The sequence below is a fragment of the Streptomyces sp. WMMB 322 genome (assembly GCF_900090145.1).
Classification (GTDB): Bacteria; Actinomycetota; Actinomycetes; order Streptomycetales; family Streptomycetaceae; genus Streptomyces.
Genome location: NZ_FMHI01000002.1, coordinates 190,424 through 208,207, shown reverse-complemented (window position 1 = coordinate 208,207; position 17,784 = coordinate 190,424). Strand labels below are relative to the sequence as shown.

Genomic DNA, 17,784 nt, shown 5'->3' with positions numbered 1-17,784 from the left:
GCCGAGCGGCTGCCCTCGTGCGGCTGCTGTCGTGCGGCGCGGGCGCCTCGCGTCAACGAGCGCCCGGCGGGTCGCCCGGCTGGTGAGACGCCGGAAACGCTCCGTCGCCGGCGCGGCTAACGTGGGCTCATGTCATCAGCGAGCCGCTACACGTACCTCGGTCCCGAGGGGACCTTCACCGAGGCCGCCCTGCGCACCCTCCCGGAAGCCGCCACCCGCGAACTGATCCCGATGGTGTCCGTGCCCGTGGCCCTCGACGCCGTACGCAACGGCGAGGCCGCGGCGGCCTTCGTGCCGATCGAGAACTCGGTGGAGGGCGGCGTCACCGCGACGCTCGACGAGCTGGCGAGCGGCCGCCCGCTGATGATCTACCGCGAGGTCCTGCTGCCCATCGCCTTCGCGCTGCTGGCCCGCCCGGGCACCCCGCTGGAGAGCATCAAGACCGTGACGGGTCACCCGGTGGCGCAGCCGCAGGTGCGGCGCTGGATGGCGGAGCACATCCCCGATGCGCTGTGGGAGTCCGCGGCGTCCAACGCGGACGGTGCGCGGCTGGTGCAGGAGGGCCGCTACGACGCGGCGTTCGCCGGTGAGTTCGCGGCGGCCACGTACGGGCTGGAGCCGCTGGTGACGGACATCCACGACGCGGACAACGCGGCGACCCGCTTCGTCCTCGTGGGACGCCCGGCGCGGCCGGCGGCGGCGACCGGTTCGGACAAGACCTCGGTCGTCTTCTGGCTGCGCGACGACCATCCGGGTGCGCTGCTGGAGGTGCTTCAGGAGTTCGCGTCGCGCGGCGTGAACATGATGCGCATCGAGTCGCGGCCGACGGGCGAGGGGATCGGCCGCTACTGCTTCTCGGTGGACTGCGAGGGCCATCTGCAGGACCGCCGGGTGGGGGACGTGCTCATGGGCCTGAAGCGCGCTTGCGAACAGGTGCGCTATCTCGGCTCGTATCCGCGTGCCGACGGCGGTCACGCGCCGGAGCGTCCGGGGACGACGGACGCGGAGTTCGTGGAGGCTGCCGACTGGCTGACGCGGTGCCTGGACGGGCGGGGCTGAACGAGGCTGTGCGCGGCGCTGTGCAGGGACATCCGTGCGGCGCCCAAAGTTATCCACAGGCTCTCGGGTGGGTTGTGCACAACTAGCGGGAACGAAAAGGGCGTTACGGACAAAACTACATGGAGACCACAAACGCGTCCCCAACGCGTGGCGTGCGGTTTCGTCACTGCAATTCCCTCAGGTCCCTCTTCCGTGTGAGTCAACCCCCCTCGAATGAGTGCTTATTACAGGTTTGTTCCGGGATCTCCCGGGTGGCGGCGGATTCCCAGGAACGATCTCCTCCGCAATCCACAGCCCCTCGGCATCTCCTGTGGATAACAACGCGAGGGGTTGCATGCTCTGTGGATAAGTTCTCCGCCCCGCCGCTGTCCGACGCTTCCTCAACTCCCTTCGTGCAGCGGTGAGATGGCAGGTGAAGGCGCCCGCGGCCGTCGTCTGCGCCTGCCTTCGGCGATGTCCCCGACGGCCCCGCGCACCGCGCTCGACTCCGTTGCGGCGTGCCCGTTTCCGCGAATCCCGGGGGCGGGTACTCGGTCGAGCCGGCGCGGTCCCACCGGTACCCTGGCGGGGTGATTGACCTCCGACTCCTCCGCGACGACCCCGACCGCGTCCGCGAATCCCAGCGCTCCCGCGGAGAGGACGTCGGCATCGTCGACGCCCTCCTCGCCGCCGACGAACGGCGAAGGTCGTCCGGTGTCAGGTTCGACGAACTGCGCTCCGAGCAGAAGCAGCTCGGCAAGCTGATCCCCAGGGCGGACGGCGACGAGAAGGCCGAACTGCTCAAGAAGGCAGGCGAGTTGTCCGCCGCCGTGAAGGCCGCCGACGCCGAGCAGAACGAGGCTGCCGAGGAGACCCAGCGCCTGCTGCGCCGGCTCGGCAACGTCGTGTATCCCGACGTACCGGTCGGCGGCGAGGAGGACTTCACCGTCCGCGAGACGATCGGCTCGCCCCGCGACTTCGCCGCGGAGGGCTTCGAGCCGAAGGACCACCTCGAACTCGGGCAGCTGCTCGGCGCGATCGACGTCGAGCGGGGTGCGAAGGTCTCCGGCTCGCGCTTCTATTACCTCACCGGCGTCGGCGCCCTGCTGGAACTCGCCCTGGTCAACGCCGCGATCGCGCAGGCCACCGAGGCGGGCTTCACGCCCATGCTGACCCCGGCACTCGTCAAGCCGCAGGCCATGGACGGCACCGGCTTCCTCGGCCAGGCCGCGCAGGACGTCTACCACCTGGAGAAGGACGAGCTGTACCTGGTCGGCACGTCCGAAGTCCCCCTCGCCGGCTACCACATGGACGAGATCATCGAGGCCTCGCGGCTGCCGCTGCGCTACGTCGCCTTCTCGCCCTGCTTCCGGCGCGAGGCCGGTTCGTACGGCAAGGACACCCGCGGCATCTTCCGCGTCCATCAGTTCGACAAGGTCGAGATGTTCTCCTACGTCGCGCCCGAGGAGTCCGAGGCCGAGCATCTGCGCCTGCTGGAGTGGGAGAAGCAGTGGCTCACCGGGCTCGGGCTGCCCTTCCAGGTGATCGACGTGGCGACGGGCGACCTCGGCTCCTCCGCGGCCCGCAAGTACGACTGCGAGGCGTGGATCCCGACCCAGGGCAAGTACCGCGAGCTGACCTCGACCTCCGACTGCACCGAGTTCCAGTCCCGGCGGCTGTCCGTCCGGATGCGCGACGGCAAGCAGGTGCGCCCGCTGGCGACGCTCAACGGCACCCTGTGCGCCGTGCCCCGCACTATCGTCGCGCTGCTGGAGAACCACCAGCAGGCCGACGGTTCCGTCCGGGTGCCGGAACCGCTCCGTCCCTATCTGGGCGGGCGGGAGCTTCTGGAGCCGGTGAGCGAGTGACCGCGGAGACGGGCGTGCACAGCCGGTCCGGCGGCTCGGGAGCCGAGGGCCCGTTCCCGTACCGGCTGATCGCGACCGACCTCGACGGCACCCTGCTCCGGGACGACGCGACCGCCTCACCCCGTACGGTCGAGGCGCTCGCCGCCGCGGCGGCGCGGGGCGCGGCGCACATCGTGGTGACCGGCCGGTCCGTGCCCTGGACGAAGCACATCCTGGCCGACCTGGGTTACACGGGCCTGGCGGTGTGCGGACAGGGCGCGCAGGTCTACGACGCGGGCGCGGAGCGCGTACTGACGTCGGTGACGCTGGACCGGAGGCTGGCACAGCTGGCCATCGCCAAGATCGAGGCGGAGACCGGCCCGCTGGCGGTGGCCGCATCGCAGGACGGCATGGACGGCGAGGTGCTGATCGGCCCCGGCTACCGCGAACAGGGCAAGGGCCTGCCGGTCGTCATGTGCACCCACCGGGACGAGCTGTGGGCGCAGCCGCTGAACAAGCTGTATCTCCAGCACCCCGGCCTCGGCACCGACGAACTGGCGAAGGCCGCGAGCATGGTGGCGGGCGACCTCGTGAGCATCACGATGTCCGGCGAGGACCTGGTGGAGATGATTCCGCTGGGACTCAGCAAGGCGAAGGGCCTGTCGATCGCGGCGCGGCGGCTGGGCGTCCGGGCACGCGAGACGATCGCGTTCGGCGACATGCCGAACGATCTTCCCATGCTGGCGTGGGCCGCCCACGGTGTCGCGATGGCCAACGCGCACCCCGAACTCCTCGCTGTCGCCGACGAGATCACCGAATCCAACGAGGCGGACGGCATCGCCGTGCTGCTGGAGCGGCTGCTCGCCGCCTGAACGGGAGTCCGGCGGGGAGTCCGGCAGGCCCGGCGTGCCCTACCGGCAGCCCTGGTCGTCCCTTCCCGCCCCGCCGTACAGGGCGGTGAGGGACGCTGCCGCGCCGGCGAGTTCGGTGCGGGCCTCCGCCGGTCCGGTGACCTCGACGTCCGCGCCGAACTGCAGGAGCTGGCGGACGGCGGACAGCACCGGGTAGGCGACCTCGACGGGCACCCACTCGTCGTCGCCCGGTTCCGCCGCCTCCTCCCCGGCCGCTGCCCGGTCGTGCACGTCCAGCACGAACGGGCCGACGATCCGCCGGAACATCTCCAGGCGCCGACGGCGGACGCGCGCCTCGATCCGTACGTTCGCGGGCCGTTCCTCCACCTGGCGCCGCAACACCTCCCAGGCGTCGGCGAGTTCGACGCCCTTCCTCCGCTGCACCGGCGCATCCGTCACGGTCGCCTCCAGGACGCGGTCCGCGCGGAAGAGCTGGGCACGGCCGCGCCGGTCCGCCACGAGATACCAGGTGCCGGCCTTCGCCACCAGGCCGTACGGGTCGACCGTGTAGGTGTGCGCGGTGGTCTCGCCGCCGTGCCTGTAGCGGATGCGCAGCCGCCGGTCCGTGAAGACGGCGGTGTTGAGGGTGTCGAGGTCGACGGACGGCCGCGGCCGGGCCAGCCACCTGTCGGGGTCGACGAGGATGCGGCGGCTGGTGAGTTCCGCGGCGGGCCTGTGCGGGGCGGGCAGCGCGGCCATGACCTTGCGCAGGGCGGAACCGAGCGCGCCGTCCAGACCCAGTGCCGAGTGTGCGCCCTGTGCGGCGAGTACGAACAGCGCGCGAGCCTCGTTCGAGGTGAGGCCGGTGACGTCGGTGCGGAACCCCGCGAGCAGCGAGATGCCGCCGTGTCTGCCGCGTTCCGCGTAGACGGGGACGCCGGCGGCGGAGAGGGACTCGACATCGCGGTAGATGGTGCGGGCGGAGACCTCCAGGCGGCGTGCGAGCTCGTCGGCGGGCACGCGGCCACGGGTCTGGAGAAGCAGGAGAATCGAGAGCAGGCGGTCCGACTTCACATTCGCCAGCATGCCGGAAAACTTGACGGCCGGTGTCAGGAAAAGACGGGAAGGTCTCAGGGTCCGCAGGCCGGAGCGGCCGGTACGACCCGCACCGCAGGCCGAACCCAGGCCCGTGGCGTGCGGCTGCGCGTCACGGAACCCGAGGACGGCCGAGTCCGTGCCCCGGCTTCCGGCACATCTGATGCGTCCGGTCCGCCTGCCCGTGCCGCCCGACCTTCCGAGTCCGAACGGAGCCCATCCCATGAACGCCGATTCCGCCGCCCCCCGGGACCCCGCGACCGATCCCCGGCCCGTCCACGAACGGGCAGCCGAACAGATGGCCCGCCTCTTCGACGCGGTCGGGCCCGGAGACCTCACCGCCCCCACCCCCTGCGCCGGGTTCGACGTGGGCAGCCTGCTCAGCCATGTGGTCGGAGGCACGCTCCGCACCGCACAGGCCGGTGAGGGCGGCGGCCCCGGCGAGGTCGACCCGGACGCCCGGGTCGACTCGGGGCTCTCCGGCGTACCCGAGAAGGGCTGGCGGGAGCCGTACGCGCAGGCCCGCGAGCGGTTCGCGGCGGCCTGGGCCGACGATGCGAAGCTCGACGCACCCGTCACCGTCCCGTGGGGCACCATGCCGGGCCGGGTCGCGCTGGCGGGCTGCGTCATGGAAGTCGTCACGCACTCCTGGGACCTGGCACAGGCGCTCGGACGGCAGGACCTGCTGGACCCTGCACTGGGCACGTTCGCGCTGGGCGTGGCCCGTCAGGCGGTCCCGGAGGAGCGCGGTGAGGGCATGCCGTTCGGGCCCCCGGTGAGCGTTCCCGAGGACGCGGACGACTACGGCCGCCTGGCGGCGTGGCTCGGCCGCGAATGGGATGCGGGCGCGAGGACCGGCGGCGACGGCCCGGCCGGCCGCCCGGAGGAGAAGCAGGACGGCGCGCGTGGATGACGGTTCGCCGACGGCCGCATCGCGGGCGGAAGTTCCCGCCTTTCCCGCCGGACGCGTCCGCGGCCCGGTCCTGCTGCCCTCCGACGAGCGGTACCTCGCGGAGGTCTCCGGCTTCCAGTCGGGTTACCGGCACCACCCCGAAGTGGTCGTCTGCGCGACGGACGCCGCCGACGTCTCGGCCGCCGTGGAGTACGCGGCGGCGCACCGGCTGCCCCTGGCCGTGCAGGCGACCGGCCACGGTCTGTCCGTGCCGCTGCCGGGCGGTGTGCTGGTGAGCACCCGGCGCATGACGGACGTGCGCGTGAATGCCGGCGCCCGCACCGCGTGGATCGGAGCGGGGGTGCGCTGGGGCGAAGTCGTCGAGGAGGCCGGGCGGTTCGGGCTCGCCCCGCTGAGCGGCTCCGGTCCCGGGGTCGGCGCGGTCTCGTACACGCTGCACGGCGGCGTCGGGCTGCTGGCCCGCGAGTTCGGCTACGCCGCAGACCACGTGAGCGCCGCCGAGGTCGTCACGTCCGACGGGCGGGTGCGGCACGTCACCGCGGACAGCGATCCGGAACTCTTCCGGTCGCTGCGCGGCGGGGGAGGCAGCTTCGGCGTCGTGACGGGTCTGGAGATCGGGCTGGTACCCGTCGAGCGGTTCTACGGCGGCCAGTTGATCTTCGACGGCGAGTCGGCGGGGGACGTGCTGGAGGCGTGGCGGTGGTGGACGGCGACCGTTCCGGAACGCCTGACCTCGTCGGTGACCGTGATGACCTACCCTGACATCCCGGTGCTCCCCGGCGGTCTGCGCGGCAGACACGTGGCGCAGGTGCAGATCGCGTACGACGGCGACGAGGCGGACGGTGAGCGGCTGGTCGCCCCGCTGCGCGCGGCCGGCCCGCGCATCGCCGAGACGTTGCGGACGATGCCCTGGACCGAATCCTGGAGCGTCTACAACGAACCGGACCGGCCGCACCCCTACGAGGGCACCAACGCGCTGCTCGGGAAGGAGTTGCCGGACCGGGCGACACTGCGTTCCGTGCTGGAGGCGACCGGCCCGGACGCGCGGGGGATGGTTGTGCTCGCCCTCCGACACATGGGCGGCGCCCTCTCGCGGCAGCCCGCGGTGCCGAACGCCGTGGGGGGACGCGACGCGGGCTATCTGCTGGTGGTGCTGACGGTGCCGGCCGGTTCCTCGTCCGGAGAGGAGCTGCGCCGGGTCCAGGAGCGGGTGCTGGAAGCGGTGGCACCGTGGACGGTCGGCTCGAACCTCAACTTCCGCTACGGGCGTTCAGCGGGGGCCGTGCCCGGTGGAACGGCGGCTGCGTTCTCGCCGGACGACCACGCGCGTCTCACCGGGCTGAAGGCTTCGGCCGACCCGTCGAACCTCTTCCGCTTCCACCATGTGCCCCTGGCCCGCGATCAGCCGCAGGGCCGGCACGGTCCATAGCGCCGGGACGGCGACAACAGAGCAGCGCGCCGGGACGGCAACCCTGGACAGGCCGTCCCGGCGCGCTGCGGTCATCCCTCCAGCAGGCGCTCCCCGACGTACTCGCCCTTGGCGGGGCCGCCCGGGACGGCGAACAGTCCGCTGGCCTCGTGCCGGATGAACCGCGACAGCGCGTCGCCGCGGTCGAGTTTCCGCTGCACCGGTACGAAGCCCCGCTGAGGGTCCGCCTGCCAGGCGATGAAGAGCAGGCCGGCGTCCGGCGCACCGTCGTCGCGGAAGCCGTCGTGGTACGAGAAGGGGCGCCGCAGCATGGCCGCTCCCCCGTTCGTCTCGGGCGCGGCGACCCGCGCGTGGGCGTCGGCGGCGATGACGGGGGTGCCGTCGGCGCTCCGCGCGTCGAGATCGGGCTCGGTCTTCTCGGTGCCGCCGCTGAGCGGGGCACCGTCGGACTTGCGCCGGCCGATGACCTTCTCCTGCTCCTTGCGCGACTTCTTGTCCCAGTCGTCGAGGAGCATCCGGATGCGGCGCACGACGGCGTACGAGCCGTCCGCCATCCACGCAGGCGACCCTGAGGAGGGTACGAAGATGCGCCTGTCGAAGTCAGGTTCGGAGCGCTCGGGGTTGTTGGTGCCGTCGACCTGGCCCATCAGGTTGCGCATGGTCATCGGGCGGCGGGTGGCTCCGGGCGTGCGCGTGAAGCCGTTCATCTGCCAGCGCACCCGTGCCGTTCCCTCGGCCTGACGCTGGATCTCCCGCAGCGCGTCGAAGGCGACCAGCGCGTCGTTGCTGCCGATCTGCACCCACAGGTCGCCGTCGGAGCGGCTCTTGTCGAGGGCGTCGCCGGAGAAGTCGGGAAGCGGCGCCAGTTCGCGGGGCCGCTGCTTCTCCAGACCGGTGCGGGAGAAGAAGGAGCGGCCGAAGCCGAACGTGATGGTGAGCGAGGAGGGCCCGGCGTCGTAGGAGATGCCCGTCGGGTTCGCGGTCGGCTTGTCCGCCATGAGTTCGCGTGCCGTCCTCGACCAGCGCTTCAGCAGCGCGGCGGCCTGCTTGCGCCTGGCGCCGGCGACGAGGTCGAAGGCGAGCAGATGGCCGACGGACTGCAGCGGCGTGAGGATGCCGGCCTGGTGCTTTCCGTGGAAGGCCACGCGCGTCGAGCCGACGGACGTGAGCGGTTTCGGGGCCGCGCGGTCGTCCCGGGCCACGGCCTGCGCGACCGCGCCGCCCGTCGCGCCGACGGCCAGACCGGTGGCGCCCGCCGCTCCGACCGTGCTGACGAGCCGGCGGCGCGAGACGCCCTGAGGTTCGTGGTCGTGTTGTGTCATCACTGCTTCCTGGCGTCGTCCGGCGTGTGTGCGGGGGACGTGTGTACGGGTGGGGGGCGTGGGCCGCGCTCGTTCATGTGTGCACCTGCTTCTCTCCTCGTGCCGGACCAGGGCACCTGGACGTCGCGCACTGTGGATGTCGCGCACCTTGAACGTCGCGCTCGTGATGTTCAGCTATATCTCGGAACCAGCCGGAGTTCACATGGTTCGTCCGTCTGTGTCGGGGTCACGGTGTCCGGGGCGCCTCAGTCGAGCTGCACGGTCTTGCTCTCGGTGACCTGGTCGATGTCCGAGGTGCGGATGGTGACGGAGGCCTTCCACCGTCCGGCCACCGGTAGCTGGACGATCTCCGAACGCCAGCGGCCCTTCGCGTCGTTGATCCGCTCGAACTCGACCTGGAACGGGCCGAGGTCCTGTTCGGGGAGGGTGAGCGCGGCCTTCACCTCCTCGGTGCGCAGCTGCTTCCCGTCCGGGTCCTTCGTCATGATCCGCAGGGCGTTGCCCCCCGCCTGGCCGGGCGTGATCCAAAGCACGGCCGTGCCCTTGCCGTTCGGGCCGCCGGTGTCGAAGGGGATCTTCTGCTTGAGGTTGAGGCCTTCCCTCACCTGCCCGGTGGCGGCCCCCGGGGTGCCGCCGGACTTCGTGAGTTCCTCCGTGCGGCCGGGCTGGGTGTCGGTCAGGGCCGTCGTCACGACGAGCAGCACGACTGCAACGGCTGCCTCGGCGAGTACGGAGCGGCGCAGACCGGCACGCTCGGGGTCCGCCTCGCGCTCCTTCCTGCGGCGCTCGCGGGCCACGGCGGCGCGCTGGCGGGCGAGTTGGGCGGCACGATCGGTGGACGCCGTGGCCGCGGGGGTTGCGGCGGTTCCGGCGGGCTCAGCTGCCGCGTCGCCGGAGCCGGCGGCCTCCGCGGCACCGGCGGAACCCGCACCGGAACCGGGCTCGCCACCGTCTGCGCCCGCCTCTTCGTGGGCGCCGGTCCCGGGCGCCGTGCCGGGGGCGGTGCTGCGCGCAGCCGCGCCGACGGTCGCCGGCGCCTCCACCCGTACGGCGGCCTCCCCGGCGGCTTCGGCCCCGCTGGCTTCCGCCTCGGCGGATTCGGCGGCGGTGTCCTTGCCCGTCCCGGCGCGCACCTCTCCCAGCCGTGACGTCCACTGCCGCGAGACGTACGCGAGGCCGACGAGCAGCACGACGAGGCCCACCTTCGTCAGCAGGAGCCGCCCGAACGACGTACCGGTGAGCGCGGTGAACGTGCCCAGCTGCCGCCAGGACTGGTACAGCCCCGTGACCGCCAGCACCACCACGCTGCCGAACGCGACCTGCGAGAAGCGCCGCACGACGGCGCGCCCGGGGGACGGCCCACGGTGGAGCACCGTCAGAAGGGAGGCCAGCCCGCCCAGCCACGTGGCGACCGCCAGCAGATGGACCACGTCCACGGGCATCGCGACCTGAGCCTGCGGCCCCGTGGAGGCGTGCTCGGCGACGGCCCATGTCGTCGCGAGCCCGACGGCGACCACGCCGCCGCCGAGGGTGAGTCCCAGCGTGACGTCGCGCCCGCGGTCCTCCTTCTCCCGCGCCCCGCGTTCCTCTTCGCGCCGCTTCTCGGAGGGTGCCTCGCGCTCGCCCTCGCCCTCACCCTCGTGCTGTCCCTCGTGCTGCTCCTCGTGCTGCTCCTCGGGGTGTTCTTCGGACGCCCGCCCGTCGCTGCCGGACCCGTACGAGCCGAAGAGCACCGAGATGATCACTGCCGCCGTCCCCAGCAGCAGCAGCCTGGCGGCGAGGGAGGCTCCGGACTTCGAACCGAGCGCGTCCTTCAGACCGCCCAGGTCGAAGACCTCGCTCAACTGGCCCGTGCCCGTATAGGCGTTGCGCAGCAGAAGCATCAGCAGGGTGGCTCCGGTGAGCGTCAGCCACCCCGTGACGACGAGCCGTTGGAGCCGCCGCACCGCGGCCCTCTCGGGCCTGCACACCAGGACGAAGGCGGCCCCGCCGACGAGCAGGATGAAGCCCGTGTATGCGGCGTAGCGGCCCACCTGGTAGAGCGCTCCGGCCGGTCCGCCGCCCGTCCCCTGACTCTCGTCCGAGACGTTCGCCGACGTCTGCGAAGGGTGTCCGACGGAGAACGTGAACGCCCCGGAGACGGGGTGGCTGTCGTCCGAGACGGCCTTCCACGCGACGGTGTAGGTGCCCTTCGGCCCGTCGGGCTTCAGGTCGACGGCGCGTGTGTTCGCCTTGCCGGGCACCTCGCTGACCTTGTTCGTGTCGAGGCGCTTGCCGTCCGGTCCGAGCACACGTATCGAACCGTCCGACATCGAGACGCCCTCGGAGAAGGTCACGGTGACCTTCTCGGGGGCGCTGCTCACCACCCGGCCCTCCGCCGGCGTGCTGTCGGTCTGCACGGCGTGGGCCGCTGCCGGACCGGCGGTGACGACCACGGTGAGCAGCGCGCACAGCGCCGTGCCCAGCAGCGCGAGGAACAGCGCGGCGGGTGTGGCGCTGTGCGCGGCGGCGCGCCGGCGCGGGCGGGGACGCCAGGTGGTGAGCGGCACGGGTCAGTCCCTCATTTCTTCGGTACGAAGTTCGTCGCCTCGACCGGCATCGAGACGTCGATGTCGCCGGACTTGCTGAAGTGGAGCGTCACCCGCACCTTCTCGCCCTCGACCGGTTTCCGCTCCGGATTGAGGAACATGATGTGGTTTCCGCCCCGGCTCAGCCGCAGCGTTCCGTCCGCGGGCACCTTCAGCGACTTCACGCGGTGCATCTGCTGACCGGAGGTCTCGTGCAGTTGCGCCTCGCCGAAGGCGCCGCTCTTCACGGAGGTCAGCCTGTCGGCGGTGCCGCCGGTGTTCTTCAACGTGAGGAAGCCGCCCGCCATGTCCTTCGTGACCGGCTCCGGCATGTAGGCGCCGCTCACGGACAACTTCGGCACGGAGCCACCTGAGCCGGAGCCCCCTGAGCCGGAACCCGCTGACCCGGAGTCCGGGCCGGACGCCGGGCCCTGGCCGGAGCCGCACGCGCCGAGCGCGAGCAGTCCCGCCGCGACGGGCAGCACGGCGGCGAGGCGGCGGCAGCGGGAGCTGTGCGTCACGGGTTCTCCCCCTTGATGATCGCGGGGAGTTCCTTCTCCAGGATCTGCGGGGCGGTGTTGCCCTCGGTGTAGAGGACGTGCGCCTTGTCGTCCTTCGGCGAGAAGGCGAGAAGCTGCGCGCCGTGGCTGGAGACGACATCGCCGTTCTTCTTCTTGTAGGACGGCTCGATGCTGACGCCGACCGTGCGCGCCCCTGCCTGGATGGTGTCGAAGTCGCCCGTCAGGCCCGTGAAGGAGGGGTCCTGGCCGCGGAGCCAGCTGCCCAGCTCCTTCGGGGTGTCCCGCTTGGGATCGGAGGTGACGAAGACGACCCGCAGCTGCTTCTTCTGCTCCGCCGTCAGCTTGGACCTGGCCACGGCGATGTTGCTCATCGTCAGCGGGCAGACGTCCGGACAGTGGGTGTAGCCGAAGTACAGCAGCACCGGCTTGCCCTTCGTCTCCTCGATCAGGTCGTACTTCTCTCCCTTGGTGTCGGTGAGGGTGAGGTCGGGCTTCTCGAAGGGCCTGTCGAGCACGACTCCGCCCTTCTTCTGCGGTGCGCCGGAGGCGACGGCCTTGTCGCTGCCGCCTGACTTTCCGCCTTCCTCGGCGCTGCCGCCGCATCCAGCAAGGGCGAGGACGCCCGCCGCGGCGAGGGCCACGGCACCGATGGTTGTGGTGTTACGCATAGAGCACTGGCTTTCTGACTTGTCGCTGCTCGGCAGCACTGACGCCGCACGGACGCGGCTCCTGGGATTTCGCCGTACGGACCGGTCGACCGGTGAGGCGGGCGCCCGTACCGCATGGGCACGGGCACCCGCACCGGACGGGCTGGGCCCGCTCCGGCCGGTCTCCCCGGGCCCGCGAGGCCGCGGGCCCGGTTCCCGGAGACCGGCGCGGAGAAGCCCTATGAGCTGCGGCGCCGTCCGGCGAGCACGCCGAAGGCGACGCCGGCGACCCCGGCGACGATGCCGACGACGCCGAGCACGCGGGCTGTGGTGTCCGTCCCGCCGCCGGCCGCCGCTTCGTCGTCCGAACCGGCCTGCGCAGAGGCCTTTTCCGAGCTCCCGCCCTCGCCGCCCTTGGCGTCGCCGACCGCCGCCGACGTCAGCTTCAGCACCGGGGCCGGGCTCTCCGGTTCGGGTTCGCCCTCCTTGGGCTCCTCGATCCAGCGCACGACCTCGTCGTTGTCGTAGGTCTGGAGGGTCTTGAAGACGAGCTGGTCGGCGTCCTCGGGCAGTTCACCCATGGAGACGGGGAACTGCTGGAACTCGCCCGGCTTCACCTCGCCGCCGGTCCAAGTGATCTTGGTGACGGCCTCTTCGATCTTCTCGCCGTGCACCTCGACCGGCTTGTCCAGCTTGGACTTGGTGACCTTGGCCTCCCAGCCCGGCACCGGCTGCGGCATCGCGGACGTGAGCGGGTGGTCGGTGGGGAGGCTGACTTCGAGCTTCGTCGTCGAGGCGTCGTCGCGCTCGTTGGGGACCTTGAAGTTCACGACGCTGTAGCCGCCCGGCTCGGCGGTCTCCGGGTCGACGGACACGTGCGCGAAGGCGGGCCCCGCGCACAGCAGAACGGTCGTGGCTGCGAGGGTGCCTGCCGCGGTCAGACGGCGGCGCGTACTGGTCTGCATGGTGGTGCTCCTGATCGACAGGACGGAACGCGTGACGGACGTATCCGGGCGCACAGTGGGTGCGCGGCTGGGCCGCACGCCGTCGTTCCGTCCTTGGGCGCCGTGCGTCAGGCCGCGAGTGCGAGGTTCTCCTGCTGCGTCCCGCGCGGCGGACCACGCCTGTTGACCGAGTGCTGAAGCAGAACGGAACGAGCCGTTCCGTGCCGGTGCGCGTCCAGGAGCCCGGCCCCGGCCGGCATCTTCGGAACCGCTCCGCCACGCAGGGCCCGCACGTGCGCGAGCGCGGCACCGAGCGACGCCCGCACGTGCCGGACGGCCGTGCGGCACGTGCGGGCCGAGAGCCGCACGATCCGCCACAGCGCCGCCTCACCGCGGTGCAGGAACCAGCCGAGTGCGAGGGCGGCGAGGACGTGGCCCAGGAGCATCGGGCCGTCCGTCAGACCCATGACGGCATGCGCCGCGGTGCGCAGGCACTCCAGAGGGGTGTCGGCCCAGGCGGCGCCGCCGCCGGCCGCCTCGTGCCCGGCGTGCCCGTGCCCGCTGCTGCCCGGGTGGCCCGCCTGCGCCGCGCGGCTTCCGAGCCGCCCGGAGTCGAGCCCGGCCTCGGAGACGATCTGCCGCGCCCGTGAGACGCTCATGCGCCCCGCGGACTGCTCGTCGCACAGCAGCCGAGCCGCGAGACTGCGCAACTCGGCCCCCTGACCGCCCGCGTGGGCCCCGTGCGCCGGCGGTGTCGCGGCGGCAGCAGCGCGGGCGGTCCCGGCGGCCGGGCGTTCGCAGGCGAACAGGGTGTGCAGGGCGACCTGGCCCGCCGCGAGCAGCGCGGCTATCCCCGGAAGGGAGCGCTCCCTGCCCGCCAGTGGCGCCGCGACCGCGAAGACGACGGCGAAGCCGAGGCCCAGGGACCACAACGGCATGCTGTGCCCGCCCGTCAGCGAGTGACCGGCCGCGGACAACGCCACGCAGACCGCGGTGAAGACCGCGGCCCGCAGGAGTCTGAGATCCGCCCCGGCAGTCATGGCGGCGTCATCATCTCACCGTGCCCGCACCCGCATCCGCCAGGGGTCGAAACGCCCGGAATCGTGCGCCTTCCGCCCGTGCGCGAGAGCGCGGCGGCTCAGCCGGACGGCCTCGCGTCCTCCGAACGGACGGCATGCGCAGACACGGGTGCGTACTGCCCGCACAACCGGCAATACGTATGCGCATGGCCGGGGTGGTCCCTTCGGGGGCCGAACCGTCGAGCCTCGGCCTGTGGAGGGTTGAGCATGAGCATGTGGTGGTGTCTCCGGTTGAGGCGCGAAGCTGCCAGCGTGCCGCTCGCCCGGCGGCTGCTCCTGGATTCCATGGACAGCGCCGGCGTGGACAGCGAGGTTTCGTTCGAGTTGTCGATCGCGCTCTCCGAGGCGTGTGCCAACGCCGTCGAGCACGGCCGGGGCGAACACTCGGACGCCTACTGCGTGACCGCCTACCTCGACGGCGACCGGTGCCGCATCGAGGTCGCCGACTCCGGTCCCGGGTTCCGCACCTCCGCCCTGTCGCCCAGCGTGCCCCTGGACTCCGAGAACGGCCGGGGGCTGTTCCTGATCGAGTCCCTCGCCGACCACGTACGCGTACGGAACCGCCCCGGCCGCGGGGGAGCCGTCGTCACGTTCGACAAGACCCTCAAGTGGCAGCACGCGGAGGGAGGTCCGGGCAGCGGTGCCCGTGCGGCCGGGAGCGAAGGAAGCCCGCTGCTCGCGGCGGGGTGAGACCGACGGCCGGGGCGGACCGGCGCGCGCCTCGGGAACGCCCGGGACCGCGACCGTGCCCGGGTGACGTCACCGGCCCCGGTAGCGCAGCAGCAGCATCGCGGCGTCGTCGTGCGGCGGGCCGCCGACGTGATCGGCCAGGTCGAGTCGCACGGCCGTCAACGCCGCGTCCGGATCGGGGTCCTTGAGCAGGTCGCCGCGCTCCTCCAGCGGGTAGAAGCGGTTGGCGCGGTCGCGGGCCTCGCTCACTCCGTCCGTGTAGAAGAGAAGCTGGTCGCCGGGGACGAACGGCACGTCGTGCGGTGTCGGCGCCGGGCCGTCCTCGAGGTCCAGACCGAGTGGCAGGGCACGTTCCGGGGGTTCGGCGTAGTCGACGGAGCCGTCGGGACGGATGATCAACGGCGCGGGGTGGCCGAAGTTGAGGAGCGTGGCGCCGTCCCTCTCCTGCACCTCGGCCAGCACCGCCGTCACGAACTTCTCGCCGAGCAGATGCCTGGCGAGCGCCCGCTCCAGACGCTTGCCGACCGCCATGAGATCCGGTTCGTCGTACGCGGCCTCGCGGAAGGCGCCCACCACGACGGCCGCCGTCTCCACCGCCTCCAGGCCCTTGCCCTGTACGTCGCCCACGATGATCCGCACGCCCGTCGGCGACGTCACCATCTCGTACAGGTCACCGCCGATACGGGCGTCGGCCATCGCCGATGTGTAGGAGACCGCGGCGCGCAGCTGACCGGCGTTGCGCGGCACGGGGCGCAGCAGTACGCGCTGCGCGGCCTCCGCGATCGAGCGCACGCTCGCCAGTTCGGCCTCGCGCCGCTTGCGCATCGACGTCGCGGCGACACCGGCGACGGCGACCCCCGCGACGGCGATGAGGGTCGTGTAGCCGCGGCGGTTGTCCACCTGGGCGTTGTAGATGCTCAGCATCAGCGTCAGGGTCAGCGCTACCGCGCCGATCACCACACTGCGGCGCACGTTCCCGATGAGCCCGGCGAACGCCGGCCCCAGCGCCATCATCGGCAGGAAGCCGACCGCGGGGCCGGAGATGAAGTCGATGACGGCCACGATCCCCATGGCGACGTAGGGGAGCGCGGCCAGGATCCGGGGCCGGAACTGAAGCGTGACCACCCTGAGCTCTCCTCCCCCGTCGAAACGGATGCCCGACACGTGCAACATTAGGCATCTGACCCCCGATTCCGGACCTCTATGTGACGAACCGGGTACGGAAACGGTTGTGCCGACCGCCCCGCCGCGCCTCCGGCGCCGGTGCGCGGCGGTCGGCGGCCCCGGCCCGGCGAGGGTCAGCTCCTGAGACGCGACATCCAGGACTCCACGTCCGAGCTGCTGCGCGGCAGTCCGTCCGAAAGGTTCCGGTTGCCCTCCGCGGTGACGAGGATGTCGTCCTCGATGCGTACACCGATTCCGCGGTATTCCTCCGGAACTGTCAAGTCGTCGGGCTGGAAGTACAGGCCGGGCTCCACAGTCAGGCACATGCCCGGCTCCAGCGTGCCCTCGGCGTAGGTCTCGCGGCGGGCGGTGGCGCAGTCGTGCACGTCCATGCCGAGCATGTGGCCCGTGCCGTGCAGCGTCCAGCGGCGCTGGAGCCCCAACTCCAGAACACGCTCCACCGGACCCTCCAGCAGGCCCCATTCCACGAGCTTCGTGGCGAGGACGCGCTGCGCGGCCAGGTGGAAGTCGAGGTACTTCGCGCCGGGCTTGACGGCCGCGATGCCCGCCTCCTGGGCCTCGTGGACCGCGTCGTAGATCTTCCGCTGGAGCGGGGTGAAGCTCCCGCCGATCGGCAGGGTCCGCGTGACGTCGGCCGTGTAGAGGGTGTCCGTCTCGACACCCGCGTCCAGCAGCAGCAGTTCGCCGGAGCGGACGGCGCCGTCGTTGCGCACCCAGTGCAGCGTGGTGGCGTGCGGTCCGGCGGCGCAGATCGAGCCGTAGCCGACGTCGTTGCCCTCGACGCGGGCGCGGAGGAAGAACGTGCCCTCGATGTAGCGCTCGGACGTGGCCTCCGCCTTGTCCAGCACCTTCACGACGTCCTCGAAGCCACGCACGGTCGACGCGCAGGCCTTCTCCATCTCCCCGATCTCGAACTCGTCCTTCACCAGGCGCATTTCGGAGAGGAAGACCTGGAACTCGTTGTCGCGCTCGGCGGTGACCTTGTCGGTGAGCGCCTGCTCAACCGCCGCGTCGTAGCTGCGCACCACCCGCACGGGGCCCGTGGCCGTGCGCAGCTCGGCCGTCAGCTCGCGCACGTCCGCGCACTGGATCCCGTACAACTGCTGGGCCTCGCTGAGGCTGTGCCGCCGGCCCACCCACAGCTCGCCCTGGCCGTCGAGCCAGAACTCGCCGTTCTCGCGGTCCGAACGCGGAAGCAGGTAGAGCGTCGACTGGTGTCCGCTCCCCGCGGGGTCGGGCTCCATGACGAGTACGCCGTCCTCCGTCTGGTCCCCGGTGAGGTATGCGTACTCGACGGACGCACGGAAGCGGTACTCGGTGTCGTTGGAGCGGGTCTTGAGGTTGCCCGCGGGGATCACCAGTCGTTCACCGGGGAAGCGGGCGGAGAGGCGGGCACGCCGGTCCGCCGTGTGTCCGGCCTGCGGGACGGGTTCGAGACCGCGCAGCTCGGTGTCGGCCCAGCCGCTCTTCATGTTCTCGGCGAGCTCGTCGGAAACGGCCGGGTAGAGGCCGTTCTTCCGCTGCTTGATCGGCTGCTCGTCGGCGGATTCCGCCACGTCTGCCTCCTGATTCCGGTGTTTCGACCGCTTTCCATCGTATGGGGGCCCGGGGGTGCGCGGAAGCTGGTCAGCGGGGCCCGAGGGCGTGGCCGGGGGA

15 protein-coding genes are annotated in these 17,784 nt (G+C 71.9%); 6 read left to right on the top strand and 9 right to left on the bottom strand.

All coding sequences use genetic code 11. The features are described 5' to 3' along the window. Nucleotides 1-129 precede the first annotated feature (129 nt). From pheA to H180DRAFT_RS04430, 3 genes are all read left to right on the top strand, one after another. Nucleotides 130-1,059 (top strand): prephenate dehydratase, encoded by a 930-nt coding sequence (gene pheA, locus H180DRAFT_RS04440; RefSeq protein ID WP_055484653.1) that lies wholly within the window; start codon nt 130-132, stop codon nt 1,057-1,059. A 569-nt stretch (nt 1,060-1,628) separates the two neighbouring features. Beyond that, the gene (gene serS / locus H180DRAFT_RS04435; protein ID WP_055484652.1) at nt 1,629-2,906 is read left to right on the top strand and encodes a serine--tRNA ligase; all 1,278 of its coding nucleotides are present in this window, start codon (nt 1,629-1,631) and stop codon (nt 2,904-2,906) included. Next, the gene (locus H180DRAFT_RS04430) at nt 2,903-3,757 is read left to right on the top strand and encodes an HAD family hydrolase (RefSeq protein ID WP_254665872.1); all 855 of its coding nucleotides are present in this window, start codon (nt 2,903-2,905) and stop codon (nt 3,755-3,757) included. The genes serS and H180DRAFT_RS04430 overlap by 4 nt, the downstream gene beginning before the upstream one ends. A 39-nt stretch (nt 3,758-3,796) precedes the next feature. Here the strand turns inward: H180DRAFT_RS04430 and H180DRAFT_RS04425 are convergent, their stop codons facing one another. Continuing rightward, the gene (locus tag H180DRAFT_RS04425; RefSeq protein ID WP_055484903.1) at nt 3,797-4,810 is read right to left on the bottom strand and encodes a helix-turn-helix transcriptional regulator; all 1,014 of its coding nucleotides are present in this window, start codon (nt 4,808-4,810) and stop codon (nt 3,797-3,799) included. Between the two features lie 244 nt (nt 4,811-5,054). On the opposite strand from H180DRAFT_RS04425, the gene H180DRAFT_RS04420 reads away from it, so the two are divergent. Next, nucleotides 5,055-5,744, top strand: coding sequence for a TIGR03086 family metal-binding protein (locus H180DRAFT_RS04420; RefSeq protein WP_074466627.1), 690 nt, complete (start codon nt 5,055-5,057; stop codon nt 5,742-5,744). After that, on the top strand, nt 5,737-7,173 hold the full coding sequence (locus tag H180DRAFT_RS04415; protein WP_055484651.1) for an FAD-binding oxidoreductase: 1,437 nt from the start codon (nt 5,737-5,739) through the stop codon (nt 7,171-7,173). Before H180DRAFT_RS04420 ends, H180DRAFT_RS04415 begins: the two co-directional genes overlap by 8 nt. 71 nt (nt 7,174-7,244) lie before the next feature. Here H180DRAFT_RS04415 and efeB read toward each other — a convergent pair whose 3' ends face one another. From efeB to H180DRAFT_RS04385, 6 genes are all read right to left on the bottom strand, one after another. Beyond that, complete coding sequence (gene efeB, locus H180DRAFT_RS04410; RefSeq protein ID WP_055484650.1) at nt 7,245-8,495, bottom strand: iron uptake transporter deferrochelatase/peroxidase subunit; 1,251 nt, start codon at nt 8,493-8,495, stop codon at nt 7,245-7,247. Between the two features lie 245 nt (nt 8,496-8,740). Next, on the bottom strand, nt 8,741-11,044 hold the full coding sequence (locus H180DRAFT_RS04405; RefSeq protein WP_079099836.1) for a copper resistance CopC/CopD family protein: 2,304 nt from the start codon (nt 11,042-11,044) through the stop codon (nt 8,741-8,743). Nucleotides 11,045-11,055: 11 nt separating this feature from the next. Beyond that, nucleotides 11,056-11,583, bottom strand: a complete 528-nt coding sequence (locus tag H180DRAFT_RS04400; protein ID WP_055484649.1) for a copper chaperone PCu(A)C — start codon at nt 11,581-11,583, stop codon at nt 11,056-11,058. Next, nucleotides 11,580-12,251: an SCO family protein gene (locus tag H180DRAFT_RS04395; RefSeq protein ID WP_055484648.1), complete on the bottom strand. Its 672-nt coding sequence runs from the start codon at nt 12,249-12,251 to the stop codon at nt 11,580-11,582. Before H180DRAFT_RS04395 ends, H180DRAFT_RS04400 begins: the two co-directional genes overlap by 4 nt. A 218-nt stretch (nt 12,252-12,469) precedes the next feature. Continuing rightward, complete coding sequence (locus H180DRAFT_RS04390) at nt 12,470-13,195, bottom strand: YcnI family copper-binding membrane protein (RefSeq protein WP_055484647.1); 726 nt, start codon at nt 13,193-13,195, stop codon at nt 12,470-12,472. A gap of 107 nt (nt 13,196-13,302) precedes the next feature. After that, a complete protein-coding gene (locus tag H180DRAFT_RS04385; protein WP_055484646.1) occupies nt 13,303-14,214 on the bottom strand; it encodes a hypothetical protein in 912 nt (303 codons plus the stop codon). A gap of 246 nt (nt 14,215-14,460) precedes the next feature. On the opposite strand from H180DRAFT_RS04385, the gene H180DRAFT_RS04380 reads away from it, so the two are divergent. After that, on the top strand, nt 14,461-14,943 hold the full coding sequence (locus H180DRAFT_RS04380; RefSeq protein WP_079099835.1) for an ATP-binding protein: 483 nt from the start codon (nt 14,461-14,463) through the stop codon (nt 14,941-14,943). A gap of 69 nt (nt 14,944-15,012) precedes the next feature. Here H180DRAFT_RS04380 and H180DRAFT_RS04375 read toward each other — a convergent pair whose 3' ends face one another. Then, nucleotides 15,013-16,014 (bottom strand): PP2C family protein-serine/threonine phosphatase, encoded by a 1,002-nt coding sequence (locus tag H180DRAFT_RS04375; protein ID WP_055484901.1) that lies wholly within the window; start codon nt 16,012-16,014, stop codon nt 15,013-15,015. 227 nt (nt 16,015-16,241) lie between these two features. Beyond that, nucleotides 16,242-17,684 (bottom strand): aminopeptidase P family protein, encoded by a 1,443-nt coding sequence (locus tag H180DRAFT_RS04370; RefSeq protein ID WP_055484645.1) that lies wholly within the window; start codon nt 17,682-17,684, stop codon nt 16,242-16,244. Nucleotides 17,685-17,784 lie beyond the last annotated feature (100 nt).